We start from the raw sequence: 18,795 nt of genomic DNA, 5'->3' as shown, positions 1-18,795 counted from the left end.
GCACCTTTGGTGCAATAACAATCACGAATACTACCCATCGTGTTACGCCGGCTGCGCGCCTGAAAGCAGATCTTGCCCAAAGGCCGGGGCCGGGTTGTTCGGCGTCTTTTTGTCGCCGCTCTTTTCAGGTGGCGGCGGGGGCAGAGGCTTGAGTTTGCGGCCGCTCATGATTTCGCGCAGTTCTTCGCCCGAGATTGTTTCACGATCGAGCAACGCCTGCGCTACCTGATCAAGACGCTTTTTGTTCTTTTTCAGCAGAGTGCGGCCGCGCTCGAATGCGGTGTCGATGATTCGCTTGATTTCTGAGTCGACCAGCTTTGAATATTCTTCTGAGTGGTCGCCTTTACGCGAATAGTCGCGGCCAAGAAATACAGCGCCATTATCCGCACCGCTGAGGCGCATCGGGCCTACGCGATCAGACATGCCCCATTCGGTGACCATGCGGCGCGCAATTTCAGTCGCACGTTCGATATCGTTGGCAGCGCCAGTCGTGACGTCTTCAAACTCAATTTCTTCAGCAAGGCGACCACCCATGAAAACAACGAGCTGGTCGAGCCAGTAGTTGCGTGAGCGCATGTGCTTCTCTTGTTCTGGCAGGTGCTGCGTCATGCCGAGCGCACGCCCACGGGGGATTATCGTCACCTTGTGAATTTCTTCGCCGTGCTCGAGCAATTCGCCGAGAATTGCGTGGCCTGCCTCGTGGTACGCGATTATTTTTTTCTCTTCAGGAATAATAAAGAATGAACGCCGCTCAGGGCCCATCAGAACTTTATCGCGCGCATTATCGAGATCGGTTTCTGTTACCTTCTTGCGGTCGCCGCGCGCCGCCAGCAGCGCAGCTTCGTTGATGAGGTTCGCGAGGTCGGCGCCGGTGAAACCCGGAGTGCCACGCGCAACTTTCTCGAGTGAAGCACCTTCTTCAAGCGGCACCTTGCGCCCATGAATCTTGAGAATCGCCTCACGACCCTTGAGGTCGGGTGTGTCGACGACGACCTGGCGGTCAAAACGGCCGGGGCGCAGTAGCGCAGGGTCGAGTACATCTGCACGGTTCGTTGCTGCGATAATGATGATACCGTCGTTTTCTTCGAAGCCGTCCATTTCCACGAGTAGCTGGTTCAGAGTCTGCTCACGCTCGTCATGGCCACCGCCGAGGCCTGCACCCCGCAATCGACCGACTGCATCAATTTCGTCGATGAAGATGATGCAGGGCGTCTGGCGTTTCGCCTGGTTAAAGAGGTCGCGAACGCGGCTTGCACCCACGCCGACAAACATCTCGACGAAGTCAGAACCTGAAATTGAGAAGAACGGCACGCCGGCTTCGCCCGCAACGGCCTTCGCGAGCAGAGTCTTGCCGGTGCCTGGGGGGCCGACGAGCAGAACACCGCGGGGAATCTTGGCGCCAATGGCCTGAAACTTTTGCGGGGCCTTTAAGAAATCCACAACTTCTTTGAGTTCTTCTTTCGCCTCTTCAACGCCCGCAACATCGTTAAACGTGACGCGGTTTTTCATGTCGGGGCCGATTTTCGGCCGCGATTTGCCGAACGTCAATGCGCGGTTGCTGCCCGACTGTACCTGGCGCGCCATCATGAACCAGAAGAAGCCGACTATCGCAATCCACGGAAGAAGTGGCATGAGCGTGCGCCAGAAGAAACTTTCTTCGACTGCGGCGCCCTTGAAATATTTCACCTGCTTCGTTTTCAGAAGTTCAAGCAATTCGCCGTCAGGGTACGGTATTATTGTGCGGAATGTCAGTTCTTCGTTTTTATCGTTTTTGAAGCGGCCCATGATCTGGTGCCCCTGAATCGTCAGGGGGCTCTGCTCTGTGGTGATGACAGACTGTTTTTCGATCAGGTCGAGAAATTTGGAATAGTGAATTTCTTGAACTTTGCCCTGCTGTTCTTGAAACACTTCGTACGTCAGGGCTGCCATAATGACGATGAGCAAGATGAGCGCGATGTTTTTCATGGTTTTATTGGGGCTTCCTGAGCCGAGTGGGCCGGGCTTTTGTGGTGTCATGTTATTCGTGTCTCCCTAAAATACGCAACGGCTGAGCGCCTGAAATTCAAGTGTAATTGCAGATAAGTGGTCAATTGCATTGCCATTTTGGCATTCTTGCACTCACAGAATAACAAAAAACGGTGGTATTGCCAAAAATACTTGACCCCGCTTTTGTCATTTTGCCCACGCGTAACTATGCACGAAATGAATGACGAGCTCGAAGCGGGCCTCAAAGCGAAGATTTACCTCGCATCTGACGATGACGACGATGACGATGACAAGCCAGAGAAAGAGTTCGACGACGAAGACGAAGAGACGGTCGGTGGCGAACGTGAAATCGCGATCAGCTATGCCTGCGAAGACTGCGATTACCGGTGGGAGGTCTACCTAGAAGAAGAAGACGACGAACTCGACGACACGCAATATTGCCCGATGTGCGGCAGCGCCAATACCAGCCAGATCTGAGATACCGGCGCCGCCCTGCATGTCTTACCGCCTGAACGCGCTGGCGATTGCCAGCATTTTGATTGTCTTGATGCTGCTCATCAATAACCACCGCGTTCAGGTGCAGATTCTGTTCGTCAGCACCCTCATGCCCCTCGGCGCGATCATGTCTTTGTGTATCGCAACCGGCGTTGGCCTGACTTTTCTGTTTCTGAGTATTTCGCGCAGTTACATGCGCCTTGTTCGAAGAAAGATTAACCTCTGAATCTGCGGCATTCGCCGCAGATTCAGATTGTCTTACCTGCCGCTCTGCAGACGCTTAATGCGGTCTTCGAGCGGTGGGTGGGTTGAGAAGAGTGCCAGAATGCCGCCTTTGTTTGAAATTTTCATCGCAGCCAGCGCCGGTGCCTGAGAATTGTCAACCAGCTCGTGCGTGCGGCGCAGGCGATCGAGCGCAGCGATCATCTTCTGTTTGCCCGCGAGATTTGCCCCGCCGGCGTCGGCGCGGTATTCCCTGAAACGCGAGAACGCGGCAACGACCAGCGAGCCCAGCAGCGTGAAGAAGATATCAAAGACGAATGTCAGAATAAAATTCAGCATGCGCGGAAAAGCGTTCTCTTCGTCGCTGCGGCTGACCGCAGTGCTGATAGCGAACGCGAGCACACGCGAGAGAAACATGACGAAGGCGTTGACAACGCCCTGCACGAGCGCCATCGTCACCATATCGCCGTTGGCGATGTGTGCAATTTCATGGCCGAGCACGCCTTCGACTTCATCCCAGCTCATGCTGTGCAAGAGGCCTGTCGAAACGGCAACCAGCGAACTCGAACGGGTTGGGCCCGTCGCGAAGGCGTTCACTTCTTCAGATTCGTAGATTGCAACATCGGGCATGGTTGTCAGTCCCGCTGCGCGCGCGAGGCGGTGCACGGTCGAAACGAGTTGCGCTTCACCACCCGAAGCATTGCGAGGGTCGATGATCGTGAGCCCCATCATCCACTTCGCCATGACCTTCGACAGGGCGAGCGAGATGAAGGCACCGACAAAACCCCAGACGAGGCAGATAATCAGCAGCTTCTGCATGTTGAGGCCATAGCCGCGGCCCGCGCGCTCGACATAGTGCGTGACGCCAAAGACGCTCAGCAAGATCGAAATGGTCGCGACGACCAGAATGTTCGTCAGAATAAATAGAAACACGCGTTTGAACATTTTATCTCCTCTTTAAAATCAATTATATGCCTGAAAATATCCAAGCCCGGCACTGTCGGCCATTTTTCGTCCCGGGTGGTTCAGCCCCCTCAGCGGTAACCCGCGCCAGCACGTTCGCGCTTTGGTGACGACGAATGGCCGCAGTCTTATGGCGAATGCGAAAAGCGCACGAATACCGTGTCAGACGGGCCCGATTCATGGTCGGCAAATTCTTGCGCGTCAGTGTACGCGTTGTCGCATGCAGTCACCCAGAAGTAATAGCCCAGACCCGGTGCGAAAAACGGATACCGGCTCTTGAACCGTGGGTTCTGGTCGGCGTAATACTTGTTGCGGGCGAGCAGATCGTTCGTGATCGTCAGGCGCACCGGCACCCGGTGGAGTATCGGCTCACCTTTGACTGTTGCGCCCTGCACAGTTGTCGACGTGTAATAGACGGCACCCTCGCTTCTATGCGGCTTATGGCCGTAGTAGACGATGTAGCGCCCGCCCTTGACCACATCGAGTTCGCTGTTGGGCGCAATCTCGAGCGTCACACTTTCTGCTGTTGCCTTGACGACCCGCGGTGGCAGCGGCCTTTCAGGCGGGGGATTTTCCCTGTACTCAAGATTGAACGCTTTTAAAGCCGGGGTCGCTTCACCGGCATTGTCGGCCGTGAGCTGCGCATGCAGCTGCAAAAACCTGCATTTACTGCCTGCAGCAGTCGCGAGCGGCTGAAAGGGCAGAGCAGCCGGTATGAGTGCTGCGTCAAACCTGCGGTTGTGGCAGCGAAAACTGAAGTCGGCGTGCGTGCCCCGTGGCAGTTCTGCATCCGCACTGATTGTATTGATATTGCTCGCCGAGAAACCCATGTCGAATACCTGCGTCGTGATGCTGCCGCGGCGCTGTGTGTAGCGATCGCCATAGGGCTCGAGCGCGCCGTAATGCCTCTGGTCTTCGCTGTTCAGTACCCGGTTCGCAAACAGAATGTTGTCGGCATAACCGCGAAACGGCGAAAACAGCGACAGCGGTGCCGCCTTGAGCGGAGTGAAGTCGAGAGCAAAATTATCGCTCTGTTCACGCTTCAGAAATTTCACCGTCTGCTCGCGCCCATTGACGTTGAGTTCGACCCGGCCCTGCGCCTCGTCGTAGCTCAGAATAATGGCGTTGCGTTTCTGCGATTTGACTTTGTCGATAGAAACCAGCTCGATGCTGTCGAGTATCGTCTCAGTGCCGCCGATTCTGCGCAACAGGTTCGTGAGCTTAACGCTAACGTGTCCGTTCTGCAGCGCTACGGAAAACAGGTAGTGCCGCCCGCCCTTGAAATTTTCACGCCGCAGAATCTCTGCATTGGCTGCATGCGGCTCAATTTCTGCAGAAAAGCTAAAGTCGCCCGCTTCACGCCTCTGTGTGTTACCCGAAAGATTCAGGTAGTCGGGCAGCTTCATGCGTACCAGGTGCGATGGCAGCGTAAACAGGCCTGCTTTGCCCGACATGCTATTGTGCACTGACAGTTCGACGGCAGATTTGAGAATGAGCGACTGGTGTGCGGGGTTTGAGAACAGCGATTCAGACTCAAAATTCATGAAAAGATCGTCGCCGCCCGGTTCGCGTTCGCTGCGGCGCACGAGCCGCAGCACGCTTTGGCGGCCGAGCTGTGTGCGTTCAACATCAATCAGCTGAAAGGCTGTGAAATTGTCGCTCGCGAGAAAGCGTTTATTGCGCGTCGCAGACGGCCGTGTGCCTTCTTGCGCCAACAGGCTAAAACTGCCCGCGAGCATCAGCAGCGCGGCAAGTTTGAGTCTGTTATTTTTCGAGCGCCGAAATTTTTTCCACGCGCCGCGCATGTCTGCCACCTTCAAATTCGGTATTCAGAAATAATTCGGTCATGGCTGTTGCGGTCGCTTCGTCAACGACCCGGCCGCCCATCGCAATGATGTTGGCGTCGTTATGCCGGCGCGCCATTTCGGCGGTGTATGCATTGTGGCAGAGCGCGGCGCGAATGCCTTTGATTTTGTTCGCGGCAATCGAAATACCAATGCCACTGCCGCAAATCAAGATACCGCGGTCAAACTCACCCGACGCGACGCGCTTCGCGAGTGCCGCGCCAAAATCGGGATAATCGACCGAATCTGAGCCATGCGTGCCGAGGTCGGTGATGCCCAGAGCCGAAAATTTCTGCACGAGGGCGTCTTTGAGTTCAACGCCGCCGTGGTCTGCTGCAATGGCTATTTTCATGTGTGCCAATACGCCCAAAGCATCAGCACTCCCTGCAGGGGCAGGCGCAGTGCGAGCGCCCATTGGGGTATTTTCATTCCTGCCCCGCCGCTTGAGAAGTGGTAGAGGTTTGCCGGGAAAACTGCGACCAGCAGAGCGATAACTCCCCACGCTGCCCAGGCAGAGTAGGCGGGCATAATGAGCAAAATACCGAGGCCGATTTCGGCGACGCCGCTCAGGTACACGATCGGTTTATGCCACGGAATGTAAGGCGGCATGATGCGCATGAAAAACTTCGTCATCACGAAGTGCCCGATGCCCGCGAGCGTGTAAAAGCCCGCCATGCCATAGAGCGACAGGGTCTTCAGTTCCATGCGGCATTGCACTAATGTGACATAACATAGCAAGAAATTTGCGCAGCCGGCACGGTAATCGGGTCACCCATGTGACCAGGCGGGAACTCGCGAAGCATAACAGACTAGGCGCATTTTCTTGCCCATGCGAATTGCGATGCCGCCAAGGGCGGCAAATCAGCGCAAATTCTGGCGGCTTTGCGGCCCTCGCATAGCGAATCGCTTCGATTCGCGGAGGAATTTGCTTTGATTAGCTGTTCGCATGGGCAAGAAAATGCGCGTCAGCAAGTGCCCGCCTGGACACCCGTGCAAATTTCCAATTTCTCGACGGCCTGTCTCATGCGTAGTTTGCGGTGGCATATGCAACTCGCGCGCCGCCTTGAACTGATTGAGCCATCCCCCACGCTCGCCATCACGGCACGCGCCAATGAACTGAAGGCCGAGGGCAAAGACATCGTCGGCTTCGGTGCCGGCGAACCCGATTTCGACACACCGGCGCACATCAAGGCTGCCGCGATTGAGGCGCTCAATAAGGGGTTCACGAAGTATACGCCGGTATCGGGCATTCCCGAGCTCAAACAGGCAATCATCACCAAATTTCAGCGTGACAACCAGTTGGATTTCAAACCCAACCAGATCATTGTCGGTACCGGGGGCAAACAGGTGCTCTACAACTTCTTTCTGGCTGTGATCAACGACGGCGACGAAGTTGTATGTCCTGCGCCTTACTGGGTGAGCTATAAAGATATTGTGCGCCTCGCGGGCGGCGAGATGAAGCTGATACACACCACGTTTGAAAGTGGCTTTAAGCTGTCACCGCACGATATCGAAAAAAATGTCAGTGCGAAGACCAGGGTTTTTATTCTCAATTCGCCTTCGAACCCGACCGGGGCAACCTATACTCCCGATGAGATTCGCGCCCTTGCGGCGGCGCTTGAGAAGTATCCCGATCTGCTCGTCGTGACTGACGACATCTACGAGAAGCTCGCCTATGGCACCGATGTTCTGAATATTGCAACCGCTTCAGAAAAACTGCGCCCGCGCACCGTGGTGGTCAATGGCCTTTCGAAAGCCTATTCGATGACGGGATGGCGCCTGGGTTACGCGGGTGGGCCAAAAGAAATTATCGCAGCGATGGACATGATTCAGGGGCAATCGACGTCTAACCCCACGAGTTTTTCGCAGAAGGGAGCTGTCGCCGCTCTGAATGCCGAGCAGCAGTGCGTCGAAGACATGCGCGTGGTATTCGAAAAGCGCCGCGACCTCGCGTTCAATCTGCTCTCGAACCTCAAAGGACTCAGGGTTTTTAAGCCGCAGGGGGCGTTCTACCTTTTCCCTGATATTGCAGGTTTAACCGCAGCGCCCGGCTGGCCAGACCTGAAAAAGCGAACCGGCGAAACCGATACGGGAAAAATATTCAGCACGGGCCTTCTGAACGAGAAGCTCGTTGCGGTAGTGCCCGGTTCGGCGTTTGGCTATGAAAACGGTTTTCGCATTAGCTATGCGACGAGCGAGGCGCAGATCGAAAAGGGCCTCGGCCGCGTGCGCGAGTTTGTCGACGCCCTCTGGGCATGAAGATCCCGAAGGGGATCTCAGGCCGTTACGTCTACTGAACCTGCGGCGAGAGACGCGGCCGCTTCTTCGCCGGCCACGCGCAGCATCTTGTCTTCAAGCGCGAGCTTCGCATCGCTCATTTTCATCAGCGTCTGGCTCATGTCTGCCATGCTCGCTGCCAGATTCGCAATCGGGTCGATTTCCATAATATATCTTCGTATCGGCGCCCGGGTCAACTTGACCCGAAGACGTACGCGAAAAAGCAGGCTGCTGGCAGGCAGCTCACTACAGATCAGAAAAGCCCGCAAAAAAACTTGCCATATAGTGTATATGCACGTACATTACGTGCGTATACACTATATGGAGGCGGTATGAACCCGACAAACCTGGCGAAAGAGCTTGAATCTGAGGCGTGGATAGACTTTCAGGACTGTGACCCGTTTGGGCACCTGAACAATGCCCGCTACCTGAACTATTTCATGAGGGCGCGCACAGACCAGCTGAAAGAGAGCTATGGCTTTGACCTCTATGCGCATACCGCTGAAACCGGCAATGGGTGGGTGGTTGCGCAGACCCATCTCGCGTACCTTATACCCGCGAAGTTCAATGCAACCGTGACGATTAAGACGCGCCTGCTGCACTACGATTCTTTCAGAATCGTGCCAGAAGCCTATATGGTCAGCCGCGACGGTAAACGCATTCACGCTCTCGGGTGGATCGAGTTCATTTATGTGAACACGGCAAAGGGCAGGCCGGTAAAATATGACGAGGCGCTGCAGAGGTTCTTCGCGGCGATCAGCACCGAAGAGCCCTGGGGTGGCGAAAATTTTGCGGCCCGCGTCAAAGAATTGCAGAAGCTGAACAGGTCTGGCAGCAAGACCGCCTTAGAGGCAGTTGTGAATTAACCTGACGGCAATTTCAGTTCTGCATGGTCTGGTATCTCAACTCTCTTCATGCGCGAGGTCTCGCCGCTGACGATGTGCACAGCTGATTTTGCGATATCGTAGAGCTCTGCAATCCTTTCGATGACAGCCTGGTTTGCCTTGCCGTCAACCGGAGGCTCGTGAATTTTCAGAATAAGAGTACCGTCAGCCCCAAGCTCGACGCCAGGCTTTTTACTGCGGGGTTTGACCTGTACTCTGACGATCACAAATCAAAATCGTAGATGCGGTATTTTTTGTATTCGATACCGCTGAAGTGACCGAACAGGTTTCTCAGAATCATGTTCTCTTCAAGCACGAGCGATGCCTCGACTGCACGCACCGAAGTGTGCTCATATAGATAATTGCGCGTCGCAAAGAGTACCATCGCGTCGATGCCCTGCTTGCGGTATTCGGGGCGTATGCCAAAGAACATGATGCGTGCGCGAGAGATGCTCTTCTTGCCCAGAAAAAAGCGCAGCAACCGCACAATGTCTGAATTGCCAAAGATGCTGCGGCGGCGCAGAAATTTTTCGTTCAGGTCAAGCAGCGTGCCGATCACGGCAACTTCGCGCTCGCCATCCATAACGAATAGCAACAGATTCGGGTCGGCGACCATTTTGAGAGTCTCGGCCATCGCCTGGCCGTCATCGCTCGTCAGCGGCAGAAATGCCCAGTTGTCTTTCCAGGCTTCGTTGTAAATTTCAATAACCTTGTCGACTTCGGCGCGCAGGTTTTTCATGTCCATCTTGCGAATGCGAAAACGCGACCGGTGCGTCATGCGTTCGAGTAACTTGTTATCCCTGTCCCATTCGACGCTCTCAACCGGATTGAGGTAAGCGAAGTAGTCTTTCGCCTTGTACATACCGAACTTTTCTGCCATCTTGGGGTAATACCATTTTGACATCGTGAGTTCGACTGTCGGCGCGTCGTGAAAACTGTTCATCGCCCACGACTGAATTTCGTGTGTTGCGTTGCCATATTGGCCCGGGCCGCGCATTGTTTTCATGCCCTGAGCCTTCAGCCATTCAGCAGCCGCAGAAAAGAGTGCCGTCGATACACGTTCATCTTTGATCGATTCGAAGAAGCCAAAGTTGCCGATTTGTGTTTTGTGGTGGTTGTTATAGACCTGATTCACCGAAGCTGAAATACGCCCCACGACTTTGCCGTCTTCATACGCAAGCCAGTGCCGTACGCTCGCATGTTTGTGATAGGGATGTTTTTTTGTGAAGAGACCTTTGATGCCTAAGAGTCCGTTGCCGAGCAGTTCTGCGTTCAGCTGCGGTATATACTTTTCTTTGAGAGAATAGTGTTTCCAGGGAAATTCAGCAAACTGCTTTAGCAGCTTGCGGTCGTTAAGACCGAAGTCTTTTAAAGCAATACTCATACAGCGCTATCTGACACAGACAGGTATGGTCAAGGCAATAGCTGACAGCTCAGTCTGAGTCGGCCTGTTCGTTTGCGAACGACGAATGAAGCGCGAAATACCGGCGAAAGGGTTCGCCTGGATCAACTACGCTTGAGTTCAGCGGGAGAGAAAGTTTTGCATCAGCGGCAAGAATTCGCGTTCGAGTGCCTGATAGATATCGCGTTTGAACGGCACGATCTGGTTCGTCGCTTCAGCCATCGGCATGAAACGCACGCGCGCAAATTCTTGCGTGTGTGTTTTGAGGTTCGCTGATTCTGCCGGGTGGTTCCAGTACGCGAGGTACCAGCGCTGCTTTTGCCCGGCGTAGCGGTTGGTTAACCCGGGTATCACCAGATCAGGGGGAAAATCATAATAAAGAAAATCGCTCGTGACGGCTACGAACGCGTCGACCGCGATGCCTGTCTCTTCGTAGAGCTCGCGTCTGGCGGCTGCGTCAAAGTTTTCACCTTCGTCGACACCACCTTGCGGATATTGCCACGCACCCGGGTTGTCGAGCCGCTCGCCGACAAGCGCCTCGCCTGCGTCGTTGAAGACGACGATGCCGACATTCGGTCGATAGGGCAAATTTTTCTCTGGCATATGGGTCTTGCGCTCAGGGTTGTGGGTGGGTTTGGTGCGTAAAACGATATTCGCGTAGCGTGTGAACCGGGTTCACAGCTGAACATAACTTGACCGCCGCGCGCGAAATCTCAGTCGGGCAGATGGCATACAGCACAATCAACGAGATTTTTTATCAATCCAACGAACTTTACGGCAAGAAGAAGCTTTTTTACTCCAAGAACGAAAAAAAAGATTATGTCGGCACAACATTTGGCGAAGTGCTGAAAAATGCAGAGAACTTCGCGATCTCGCTGATCGATATGGGCGTCGCCGCCGGCGATCGCATCGGCTTTCTCGCTGATAACCGCGTCGAGTGGATTATTTCAGACATTGCCGTTCTGCTCACGGGCGCTGCCAATGTGCCACGCGGCACCGATGTGACTGTCGATGAAATCAAGTATATTATGTCGCATGCAGAATGCAAAATCTGCATCGTTGAAAACGAAGCCACGCTCAAAAAGCTGCAATCGGTGATCAAAGATACGGGTGTGCAAACTATCATTGTACTCGACCCCAAATACAAGAGCGACGCCGAAAACATTTTGACGCTGCAGAATCTTCTCGCAAAAGGCGCCGCGGCACGCGAAGAGAAACTCGCAGGCCTCAAAGAGCGCTGCGATGCGGTCAAAAGCGACGACCTCTTCACCATTATTTATACTTCTGGAACAACCGGCCTGCCGAAAGGTGTGATGCTTTCGCATGGCAACATGGTATACAATATCAACGAAGTGCCCAAGGCGATTGGCCTTCGCCCCGATGACAGCATGCTTTCGCTTCTGCCCGTATGGCACATCTTCGAGCGCGCGGTCGACTACGGTGCGATCGCCAAGGGTATTCCGCTCTATTATACCAATGTGCGCGATGTGCGCGATGACTTTGCGAAGGTAAAGCCCACGTTCATGCCGTCAGCCCCGCGCCTGTGGGAGAGCCTCTATCAGGGCATTATGCAGCGTATCGAAAAGTCTGAGCCCGCACGCAAGGTCATGTTCGAAACCGCTTACAGAATTTCAAAAGAGTACAAAAAGGCCGTCGACTACCTTGCGGGCAACGAACTCATGCAACAACCCGAAAGCGACGCCGACCGTCTGTCGCGCACCGCTTCATCGCTCTTCACTGCAGCAAGCCTCTATATTCCCGCGCGTCTCGCAGACCGTGTCGTGTTCTCGAAAATTCGCGAGGCGATGGGCGGCCGTTTTCGCGGCAGCATCTCGGGCGGCGGCGCTCTGCCCGCGCACGTCGACGAGTTTTTCAATGTCATCGGTATTCCCGTTTATGAAGGTTATGGCATGACTGAATGCGCGCCGATTATCTCGGTGCGAACCGAAGGCAAAATTATTCAGGGCAGCGTCGGCTTTGTGCCCAATGGCACTGAAGTCGCGATTCTGAACGACAAGGGCGAACGCGTGCGCACGGGCGAAAAGGGCGTGATTCATGTACGCGGGCCGCAGGTCATGAAAGGGTATTACAAAAACCCCGAAGCAACAGAGAAGACCATCAACAAAGACGGCTGGCTGAACACGGGGGATATAGGTTTCTTCAGTTTCAACAACACGCTTTCGATTCGTGGCCGCGCCAAAGAGACGATAGTGTTGCTCGGCGGTGAAAACGTCGAACCGGTACCGATCGAGAACAAACTTCTCGAAGACGCCCAGATCAACCAAATCATCGTCGTCGGTCAGGATAAAAAAACACTCACGGCGCTTGTGTGGCCGAACCTCGAAAAGGTCAAAGAGGTCGCCGGAATCTCAGCCGACCCGAAATCAGACCTCAACGCGAACAAAGAGCTAGTTGACCATTTTAACAAAATCGTAAAGCGCCAGGTCTCAGCCGACAACGGCTTCAAGGGCTTTGAGCGCGTGACAGACTTTCGCTTTCTGCCGAAACCCATGGAGGTCGGCGAAGAAATTACGAACCTCTTTAAGATGAAGCGCAACTTCATCGCCGATAAATATGCCAAGCTGATCGACAGCATGTACTGAGGCGACGATGCGTATTCGACCAGCAGGGCGAACTGCCAAAGCCAAAAGCGCATCGGGTAAAAACCGCCGGCGCTCGGCGCGACGCAACCGCAGCGACCGCTCGCCCTATACTGCGCGGCCTTCGTTGCAGAAGGTCAATATCGATATCATCGCAGCATTTCTGCGGCGCTTTCCGTTGAAGTTCAGCACGGCCCGCCTGACGCTGCTTGAGATTGCCGATAAGGTTCTCGAAAAAAAAGTGCAGATGCCAAGGCCCGCGAAACTCAAGGCGCACATGGTATTCGAAATGCTGACGCGTTCGGGTGGCCGGGCGCGCGCCGGCGTCACGGGTGCGTGCAGCGAATGGCGTGGTGCGTTCAAGGGAGGATATCCCGTTGTCACGACGGTGAACTCACAACGGGGGCATCGCCTCAATGTCGACGCACGAAAATATATTCTTGAAAACCCCGCACGCGGCCGACGCCGAAACTTTCGCACGATACCCCAGAATTTGTGCGGCAACGTCAAGTGCGTGAATCCACGGCATATTCGCATGGTGCCGATTAACCCTGACAGCCACCAGGGCGAAAACCATCCGCGCTCGAAATTCACCGACAAAGACGTCGTGAGAATGGTGAAAGAATACAACGCCGGCTCAACGGCGCGCGAAATTGCCAAGAAATATGATATCCAGCTGACCTACGTCGAACAGATTATGCGCAAAGAGAAGCGTACCGAAGCGACCGAAGGGCTCAAGATACGCGGCCGCTTCGGATTTCGATGACAGTTGCCCGAATAAGCCCACTGCGTACGGGCCTGCGGAATCAAAAACTCAAAAAGTAACAGCGGGCGGCGCCCAAATTCGGGTGCCGTCCCGCCTGGTTACTCAAAAAACCCTGCGTAACCTGCTGGACACCGCGTTTTTGAAATGGAGTGAAGCCTATGGCAATCAAAATTGGTATCAATGGGTTTGGCCGCATCGGCCGAAATGCGTTTCGCGCGGCATGGGACCGCAAAGATGTCGAGATCGTCGCGGTCAACGACCTGACCGACACGGGCACTCTTGCGCACCTGCTGAAATATGACAGCGTATTCGGCGTGTGGAACCACGAAGTCTCGCACGACAAAGAGCACATCATTGTCGACGGCAAGAAGATTCACGCGACTGCGATCGCGAAGCTCGAAGAGCAGAAATGGGGCGAATTTGGCTGCGACATCGTGATCGAATCAACCGGCCGCTTTACCGACGCGCACCAGGCGAAGACACACATCGAAAAGGGTGGGGCAAAACAGGTAATTATCTCAGCGCCGGCAACGAACGAAGATGGTACATTCGTGCTCGGGGTGAACGAAAAGAGCTTTGATAAGGCAAAACACAAAATTATCTCTAATGCCTCGTGCACAACGAACTGCCTCGCGCCGGTTGCCAAGGTGCTGCTCGAAAACTTTGGTATCAAAAAGGGTCTCATGACCACGATTCACAGCTATACCAACGACCAGCAGATTCTCGACCTGCCGCATAAAGACCTGCGCCGCGCGCGGGCTGCTGCACTTAACATGATTCCCACTTCGACCGGCGCGGCGAAAGCCTTGTCGCTGGTTATTCCCGAGCTCAAGGGCAAACTCGACGGCATTTCAATTCGAGTACCGACACCCGACGTCTCGGTCGTTGACCTGACGGTCGAAACCGAAAAAGCGACAACGAAAGAGGCGGTGAACGCTGCGCTCAAGGCCGCGTCAGAAGGCGCGCTCAAGGGCATTCTCGGCTATACCGACCTGCCGCTCGTCTCGAACGACTTCAAGGGCAACCCGCTGTCGTCAATCGTCGACGGCCAGATGACTGCCGTTATTCAAGACAACATGGTGCGCGTGCTCACGTGGTACGACAACGAGTGGGGCTATTCAACGCGCGTCATTGACCTGGCCGTATTGATCGGTAAGTAGGCGCACCCTTCGAGCGCCTCAGGGTGCGCTATTTGCACTCTTGGCCGTTCGGCTGTGTCTGCGGCTTGGGTCGCTGAGGTGCTCGAAGCGACCCTGATTTATCTCAGCGCTTCTTCTAACGCATCGACCACGGCGCGCATCACCTTGATGCGGGCGTGGTTTTTGTTATTCGCTTCAACCAGAATCCATGGTGCATACGCCGTTGAGGTGTTGGCGAACATGTCGCACGCAGCGGTTTCATAGGCATGCCATTTGTCGCGGTTGCGCCAGTCTTCTTCTGTCAGCTTGTATTGCTTGTACGGGGTAATCTCGCGGTCTTTGAAGCGGGCGAGCTGTTCGTCTTGCGTAGTGGCGAGATAGAACTTGCGCACAGTGACGCCAGCTTCGGTCAGCGCGAGCTCAAAGTCATTGATTTCGCCGTACGCGCGCTGCCACTCATTCTCGGTGCAGAATTTTTCGATTCGTTCAACCAGTACCCGTCCATACCACGACCGGTCAAAAATATGCAGCTTGCCGTCGCGCGGGGTGTTGCGCCAGAATCGCCACAGGTAGGGGCGCGCTTTCTCTTCGTCGGTCGGGGCGGCGATGCCGATCACGCGGTAATGCCGCGGATCCATGCCGGCAATAACGCGGCGAATCGCGCCGCCTTTGCCCGCAGCGTCAGGGCCTTCGAAGACGAGCGCGAGGCTCTTTTTTGAAGTCGACATCTTGTCGGCGAGGGCCGCAGCTTTCGCTGTCAGAATTTCGAGCTGCTCTTTGTATTCGTCATCATTGATTTTTTTGTTCTGGTTCAGGTCGGCAATGTAGTTGCGCGGCGCTGTCTTAAACCGGGGGCTGATCTGCAGGTGCACCGCGCCCGACGGGTGCAGTGCCTGGCGCAATTTTTCGACAAGCGCTTCGCCTGCGGCCAGTTCGCGCGATTTTTCAGAAGCCGCGTCGATGATCGTCCACGGTGCGATCGTCGTGTGGGTTTGGCTCAGCACCTCAAGGTCAACCTTCTGAAAACGCTTGCGTTTGCGCGCAAACTTGCGCGCGAGCGAAGAGATGCGCCAACGGGTTTTCGCTTTTGCCTTCTTGGCTTTGGCGATCGCCTTCTGCGCATCGAGCGACAGGTACATCCAGAATTTAATGAGGATTACCCCCTCTGCGATCAGCATTTCTTCAAGGTTGCGTATTTCACCGAGTTGCCGTTCAAATTCTTCTTTACCGATGTTCTTAAACGCCCGGTCGATAATGGGCTGCGTGTACCATGAGCCAAAATAGATACCGATGCGGCCGCGCGCGGGCAGCATTTGCCAGAAGCGCCACAGCGGCGGGTGTTCGGCTTCTTCGCCTTGCGCTGTCCAGAATGCGTTGGTTTCTACGCCGCGCGCATCGAGCCATTCGAGCAGCTTACGTGTGGTTTCTCCCTTACCAGAGCCTTCGACTCCGTTCATGAGAATCAGTATTGCCCGATTCGATGTGGCGAGTTCTTTTTGCAGCGACAAGAGCCTGAGGCGAAGGCTTTCTTCGCGCACCTTGTAGTCGGCCTTGTCGACCTGCACGGCGGCAGTCATGTTTTTCAATATTGCTTTCATGGTTTTCTCTGGTCAGAAAAATGGCTGAGTGGCCTGCTGCAATGTAAATTAGTCGCGCATGCCGGCAAACATAACTACGCCCACCATTACGTTGAAAGAGTTTCTCGATCGGTATCCGTGGCAGAAGACTGAGACGGGTTCGACAAGGCCGCAGAATTTTCTGTGGAAATTTTCACTGCCAGAGGCTGTGGCAGACCTATGGCCTTTTCTCATTGATACATCCACCTTTAACAAATTGCTCGCCCTGCCGCGCATGACCTATGTCGAAAAAGATGGCCGGCTTTTCGGCAGTTCGGTCAACGCAGGCATTCTTTCTGAATGGGAAGAGGTTCCCTGGGAATGGGAATACCATAAGGGCCTGAATAATGCACGCATCTATTCGAAGGGTTTCGCCACCTATGTGCGCAGCCGTTACCTGCTGGTGCCGAACGGTAATGCGACAGATTTTTATGTCTACTTCGGCTGGGTGCCGCGAACGTGGTGGGCGCGTCTGCTGCTCAAGGTCGCAATGCCGCGCCTGCGAAAAGATTACGAGCGTGCGCTTAAGAAAATTACCGAAGCGATTCATACGCGCCGCGATTTTGAATCGCGCCAGCGCGCAATCTACGCTGAAACCGCGCCAGAAGAGAAACCCGTCGACGCAGAACACGAAGCGCGGCTTGAGGCGCTGGTTAAGCGTGCGGTCGAGGCAGGTGGCAATAGCGAAGATCTGCACGCGCTTGCTAAGCATATCGTCGAAGCGCCCGAAGAAGAGCTGACGCGGCTAAAACCCAAAATGCTGGCAAGGCAACTGTCGCGGCCGCTTGAGCAAGTGCTCAAGACTTCGCTCTATGCGACGCATGCCGGTATTCTTGCCCTGTCGTGGGATGTCACCTGCCCGCACTGCCGCGGGGTGAGAAAGTCAGTCGGCTCGCTGGGAGACCTGCCGCAAGAAGAACGCTGCGATGTCTGCGACATTAATTTTTCGACTTCTGAAATCGGCAATCTCGAAGTCATTTTTCAGGTGAACCCTGAAATTCGTAAGGTTGAGAAAAAGTTTTTTTGCGCGGCCGAACCGGCGACAAAAAGACATATCTACCTTCAGCGCCGGGTTTTGCCGCAGACAACGGTCGAGCTCAACACCGATTTTGATAACGGAGAATACCGGGCGCGCGTTATCGGCGACAACCGCTATACGCAGATATCAGTCGGTGCGGGCTCTGAGAAAAAACTCGCTCTGAAAACAGGCCTACCGCAGCTCAGCACTGCGCCTCAGCCCGACTTTGTGTTTGCGAACGAGACACCCGCGCCACTGACGCTCGTCATCGAGCGCAAAGACGAAGACAACGACGCGCTCAGGCCCGCCGAAATTTTCGGGCTGCAGACGTTTCGCGATCTGTTCGGCAGCCAGACGCTGGCTGAAGGTCTGAAGATCGAGCTCGGCACGCAGAATATTCTCTTCACCGACATTGTTGGCTCGACTGCGCTCTACCTGAAGAGCGGCGACGGCGAAGCGTTCACCGCAGTGCGCCGCCACTTTCAGCGCACTTACGAAGTGATTCGGCGCAACAACGGCGCGGTTGTTAAGACCATCGGCGATTCGGCGATGGTCGCATTTGCCGACGCCCTGCAGTGCATCAGGGCCGCTGTCGAATTACAGCGCGAATTCAATGGAGACCCGGCGACCGGCGCCGTGCTGCTGCGGGTCAGCATTCACAGCGGGCCATGCCTGGCTGTGAACCTGAATAATGGCATCGACTATTTTGGTAATACCGTAAATTTCGCGGCCAAGCTGCAGCAAATGGCGGGCGCGCGCGAAATCGCCTACAGTGCAGAATTCGCGCAAGATAAGCGCGTGGCGGAGTACCTGCGCGCAGAGAGACTGCAGCCAGAACTGAAGCCGTTCAGCGCAACCTGGACAAGCGCACCTCTGCAGATACCTGTCGTGCGTATTGCCTGAAAAACCTCGTCGGCTACTGCCCTGTTTTGATTTGACGCTGCAAAGCGCATTCAAGTCGCTATTGTATGCGTTTTACGGTTCTCGCGTTCGCACTTGCGGCATTTGTTCTGGCATGTAAATCAACGGGAGAGGGTTCAGTGCCCTCGGCAGCGGGCGCAACTTCGGCGCTCGTTGCGAACCAACCGATCAAGGCCGATGTGGCTCATGCAGGTTACCCCTCAGATGCCGAGGTTGCAGAAATGCGCGAGGCCTTCTTTAACCGGCCCGCGGAAAACGAAGAGGTGTTTCGCGTCTTCGTAACCTCTGACGGCTTTACCCGCAAGCAAATCGCGTTTAATGAAAATATCAGCGTCAAAGAAGACCTCGCAGGCGATCAGGCGATTGCTGAAGAATTTCGCAAATTCGACATGGTGAATAGTCTGCAAGAAGGGCAGATTCGCGTAGAACTCTACCCGACGACCGGCAAACCCTATCGCGTTCGGCAGTCGAAACCGTCGATTATGAAAGAGACCGACAAGATTATGAGCGACGATATTACACGCTGGCAGCTGCAGTTTGCCAAAACGGAAATTGTGCCCAAAGATTTCAGGGTCAGTTATCAGGTGGTGCTGCGAAAGAAGATTACACGCGAGCAGGCGCTGAAGATACTCAGCGAGCAGAACAAAAAGAAGAAGTAGGTT

19 protein-coding genes are annotated in these 18,795 nt (G+C 54.8%); 9 read left to right on the top strand and 10 right to left on the bottom strand.

Going from position 1 to position 18,795, the window contains the following annotated elements; translation table 11 throughout:
* Window positions 1–42: 42 nt before the first annotated feature.
* The gene (ftsH, locus tag TURPA_RS00430; protein WP_014801303.1) at window positions 43–2,016 is read right to left on the bottom strand and encodes an ATP-dependent zinc metalloprotease FtsH; all 1,974 of its coding nucleotides are present in this window, start codon (window positions 2,014–2,016) and stop codon (window positions 43–45) included.
* 177 nt (window positions 2,017–2,193) lie between these two features.
* On the opposite strand from ftsH, the gene TURPA_RS00425 reads away from it, so the two are divergent.
* Both TURPA_RS00425 and TURPA_RS00420 read left to right on the top strand, forming a co-directional pair.
* Window positions 2,194–2,463: a hypothetical protein gene (locus TURPA_RS00425; RefSeq protein ID WP_014801302.1), complete on the top strand. Its 270-nt coding sequence runs from the start codon at window positions 2,194–2,196 to the stop codon at window positions 2,461–2,463.
* Between the two features lie 19 nt (window positions 2,464–2,482).
* Window positions 2,483–2,707 carry a hypothetical protein gene (locus TURPA_RS00420; protein ID WP_014801301.1) on the top strand — a complete coding sequence of 75 codons (225 nt, stop codon included), beginning with the start codon at window positions 2,483–2,485 and terminating at the stop codon, window positions 2,705–2,707.
* A gap of 32 nt (window positions 2,708–2,739) precedes the next feature.
* On the opposite strand, the gene htpX is transcribed toward TURPA_RS00420, so the two are convergent.
* From htpX to TURPA_RS00400, 4 genes are all read right to left on the bottom strand, one after another.
* A complete protein-coding gene (gene htpX / locus TURPA_RS00415) occupies window positions 2,740–3,648 on the bottom strand; it encodes a protease HtpX (RefSeq protein ID WP_014801300.1) in 909 nt (302 codons plus the stop codon).
* A gap of 146 nt (window positions 3,649–3,794) precedes the next feature.
* The gene (locus TURPA_RS00410) at window positions 3,795–5,480 is read right to left on the bottom strand and encodes a hypothetical protein (protein ID WP_157210338.1); all 1,686 of its coding nucleotides are present in this window, start codon (window positions 5,478–5,480) and stop codon (window positions 3,795–3,797) included.
* Window positions 5,431–5,862, bottom strand: a complete 432-nt coding sequence (gene rpiB, locus TURPA_RS00405) for a ribose 5-phosphate isomerase B (protein ID WP_014801298.1) — start codon at window positions 5,860–5,862, stop codon at window positions 5,431–5,433. Before rpiB ends, TURPA_RS00410 begins: the two co-directional genes overlap by 50 nt.
* Window positions 5,859–6,215, bottom strand: a complete 357-nt coding sequence (locus TURPA_RS00400) for a DoxX family protein (RefSeq protein ID WP_014801297.1) — start codon at window positions 6,213–6,215, stop codon at window positions 5,859–5,861. Before TURPA_RS00400 ends, rpiB begins: the two co-directional genes overlap by 4 nt.
* Window positions 6,216–6,554: 339 nt before the next feature.
* On the opposite strand from TURPA_RS00400, the gene TURPA_RS00395 reads away from it, so the two are divergent.
* Complete coding sequence (locus TURPA_RS00395; RefSeq protein WP_014801296.1) at window positions 6,555–7,769, top strand: pyridoxal phosphate-dependent aminotransferase; 1,215 nt, start codon at window positions 6,555–6,557, stop codon at window positions 7,767–7,769.
* A gap of 17 nt (window positions 7,770–7,786) precedes the next feature.
* Here TURPA_RS00395 and TURPA_RS23235 read toward each other — a convergent pair whose 3' ends face one another.
* A complete protein-coding gene (locus tag TURPA_RS23235; RefSeq protein ID WP_014801295.1) occupies window positions 7,787–7,954 on the bottom strand; it encodes a hypothetical protein in 168 nt (55 codons plus the stop codon).
* 165 nt (window positions 7,955–8,119) lie between these two features.
* Here TURPA_RS23235 and TURPA_RS00390 point away from each other — a divergent pair, with 165 nt between their 5' ends.
* A complete protein-coding gene (locus TURPA_RS00390; protein WP_014801294.1) occupies window positions 8,120–8,653 on the top strand; it encodes an acyl-CoA thioesterase in 534 nt (177 codons plus the stop codon).
* Here TURPA_RS00390 and TURPA_RS00385 read toward each other — a convergent pair.
* From TURPA_RS00385 to TURPA_RS00375, 3 genes are all read right to left on the bottom strand, one after another.
* Entirely contained in the window at window positions 8,650–8,898 is a 249-nt protein-coding gene (locus tag TURPA_RS00385; RefSeq protein ID WP_014801293.1) for a DUF167 domain-containing protein, read from the bottom strand. The two genes, TURPA_RS00390 and TURPA_RS00385, sit on opposite strands and share 4 nt — an antisense overlap.
* Window positions 8,895–10,055 (bottom strand): GNAT family N-acetyltransferase, encoded by a 1,161-nt coding sequence (locus tag TURPA_RS00380; protein ID WP_014801292.1) that lies wholly within the window; start codon window positions 10,053–10,055, stop codon window positions 8,895–8,897. Before TURPA_RS00380 ends, TURPA_RS00385 begins: the two co-directional genes overlap by 4 nt.
* Window positions 10,056–10,193: 138 nt before the next feature.
* A complete protein-coding gene (locus TURPA_RS00375) occupies window positions 10,194–10,676 on the bottom strand; it encodes an RNA pyrophosphohydrolase (protein ID WP_014801291.1) in 483 nt (160 codons plus the stop codon).
* A gap of 122 nt (window positions 10,677–10,798) precedes the next feature.
* Here TURPA_RS00375 and TURPA_RS00370 point away from each other — a divergent pair, with 122 nt between their 5' ends.
* From TURPA_RS00370 to gap, 3 genes are all read left to right on the top strand, one after another.
* A complete protein-coding gene (locus tag TURPA_RS00370; RefSeq protein ID WP_014801290.1) occupies window positions 10,799–12,676 on the top strand; it encodes an AMP-dependent synthetase/ligase in 1,878 nt (625 codons plus the stop codon).
* 7 nt (window positions 12,677–12,683) lie between these two features.
* The gene (locus tag TURPA_RS00365) at window positions 12,684–13,439 is read left to right on the top strand and encodes a hypothetical protein (RefSeq protein ID WP_014801289.1); all 756 of its coding nucleotides are present in this window, start codon (window positions 12,684–12,686) and stop codon (window positions 13,437–13,439) included.
* A gap of 158 nt (window positions 13,440–13,597) precedes the next feature.
* Window positions 13,598–14,599, top strand: a complete 1,002-nt coding sequence (gene gap / locus TURPA_RS00360) for a type I glyceraldehyde-3-phosphate dehydrogenase (RefSeq protein ID WP_014801288.1) — start codon at window positions 13,598–13,600, stop codon at window positions 14,597–14,599.
* Window positions 14,600–14,697: 98 nt separating this feature from the next.
* On the opposite strand, the gene pap is transcribed toward gap, so the two are convergent.
* Complete coding sequence (gene pap, locus TURPA_RS00355) at window positions 14,698–16,176, bottom strand: polyphosphate:AMP phosphotransferase (RefSeq protein WP_014801287.1); 1,479 nt, start codon at window positions 16,174–16,176, stop codon at window positions 14,698–14,700.
* Between the two features lie 58 nt (window positions 16,177–16,234).
* Between pap and TURPA_RS00350 the strand changes: the two genes are divergently transcribed.
* Window positions 16,235–18,115, top strand: a complete 1,881-nt coding sequence (locus TURPA_RS00350) for an adenylate/guanylate cyclase domain-containing protein (RefSeq protein WP_014801286.1) — start codon at window positions 16,235–16,237, stop codon at window positions 18,113–18,115.
* Window positions 18,116–18,180: 65 nt separating this feature from the next.
* On the top strand, window positions 18,181–18,792 hold the full coding sequence (locus tag TURPA_RS00345; protein WP_014801285.1) for a hypothetical protein: 612 nt from the start codon (window positions 18,181–18,183) through the stop codon (window positions 18,790–18,792).
* Window positions 18,793–18,795: the final 3 nt, after the last annotated feature.

This window comes from Turneriella parva DSM 21527, from assembly GCF_000266885.1.
Classification (GTDB): domain Bacteria; phylum Spirochaetota; class Leptospiria; order Turneriellales; family Turneriellaceae; genus Turneriella; species Turneriella parva.
This window is presented reverse-complemented; position numbering and strand designations above follow the sequence as displayed.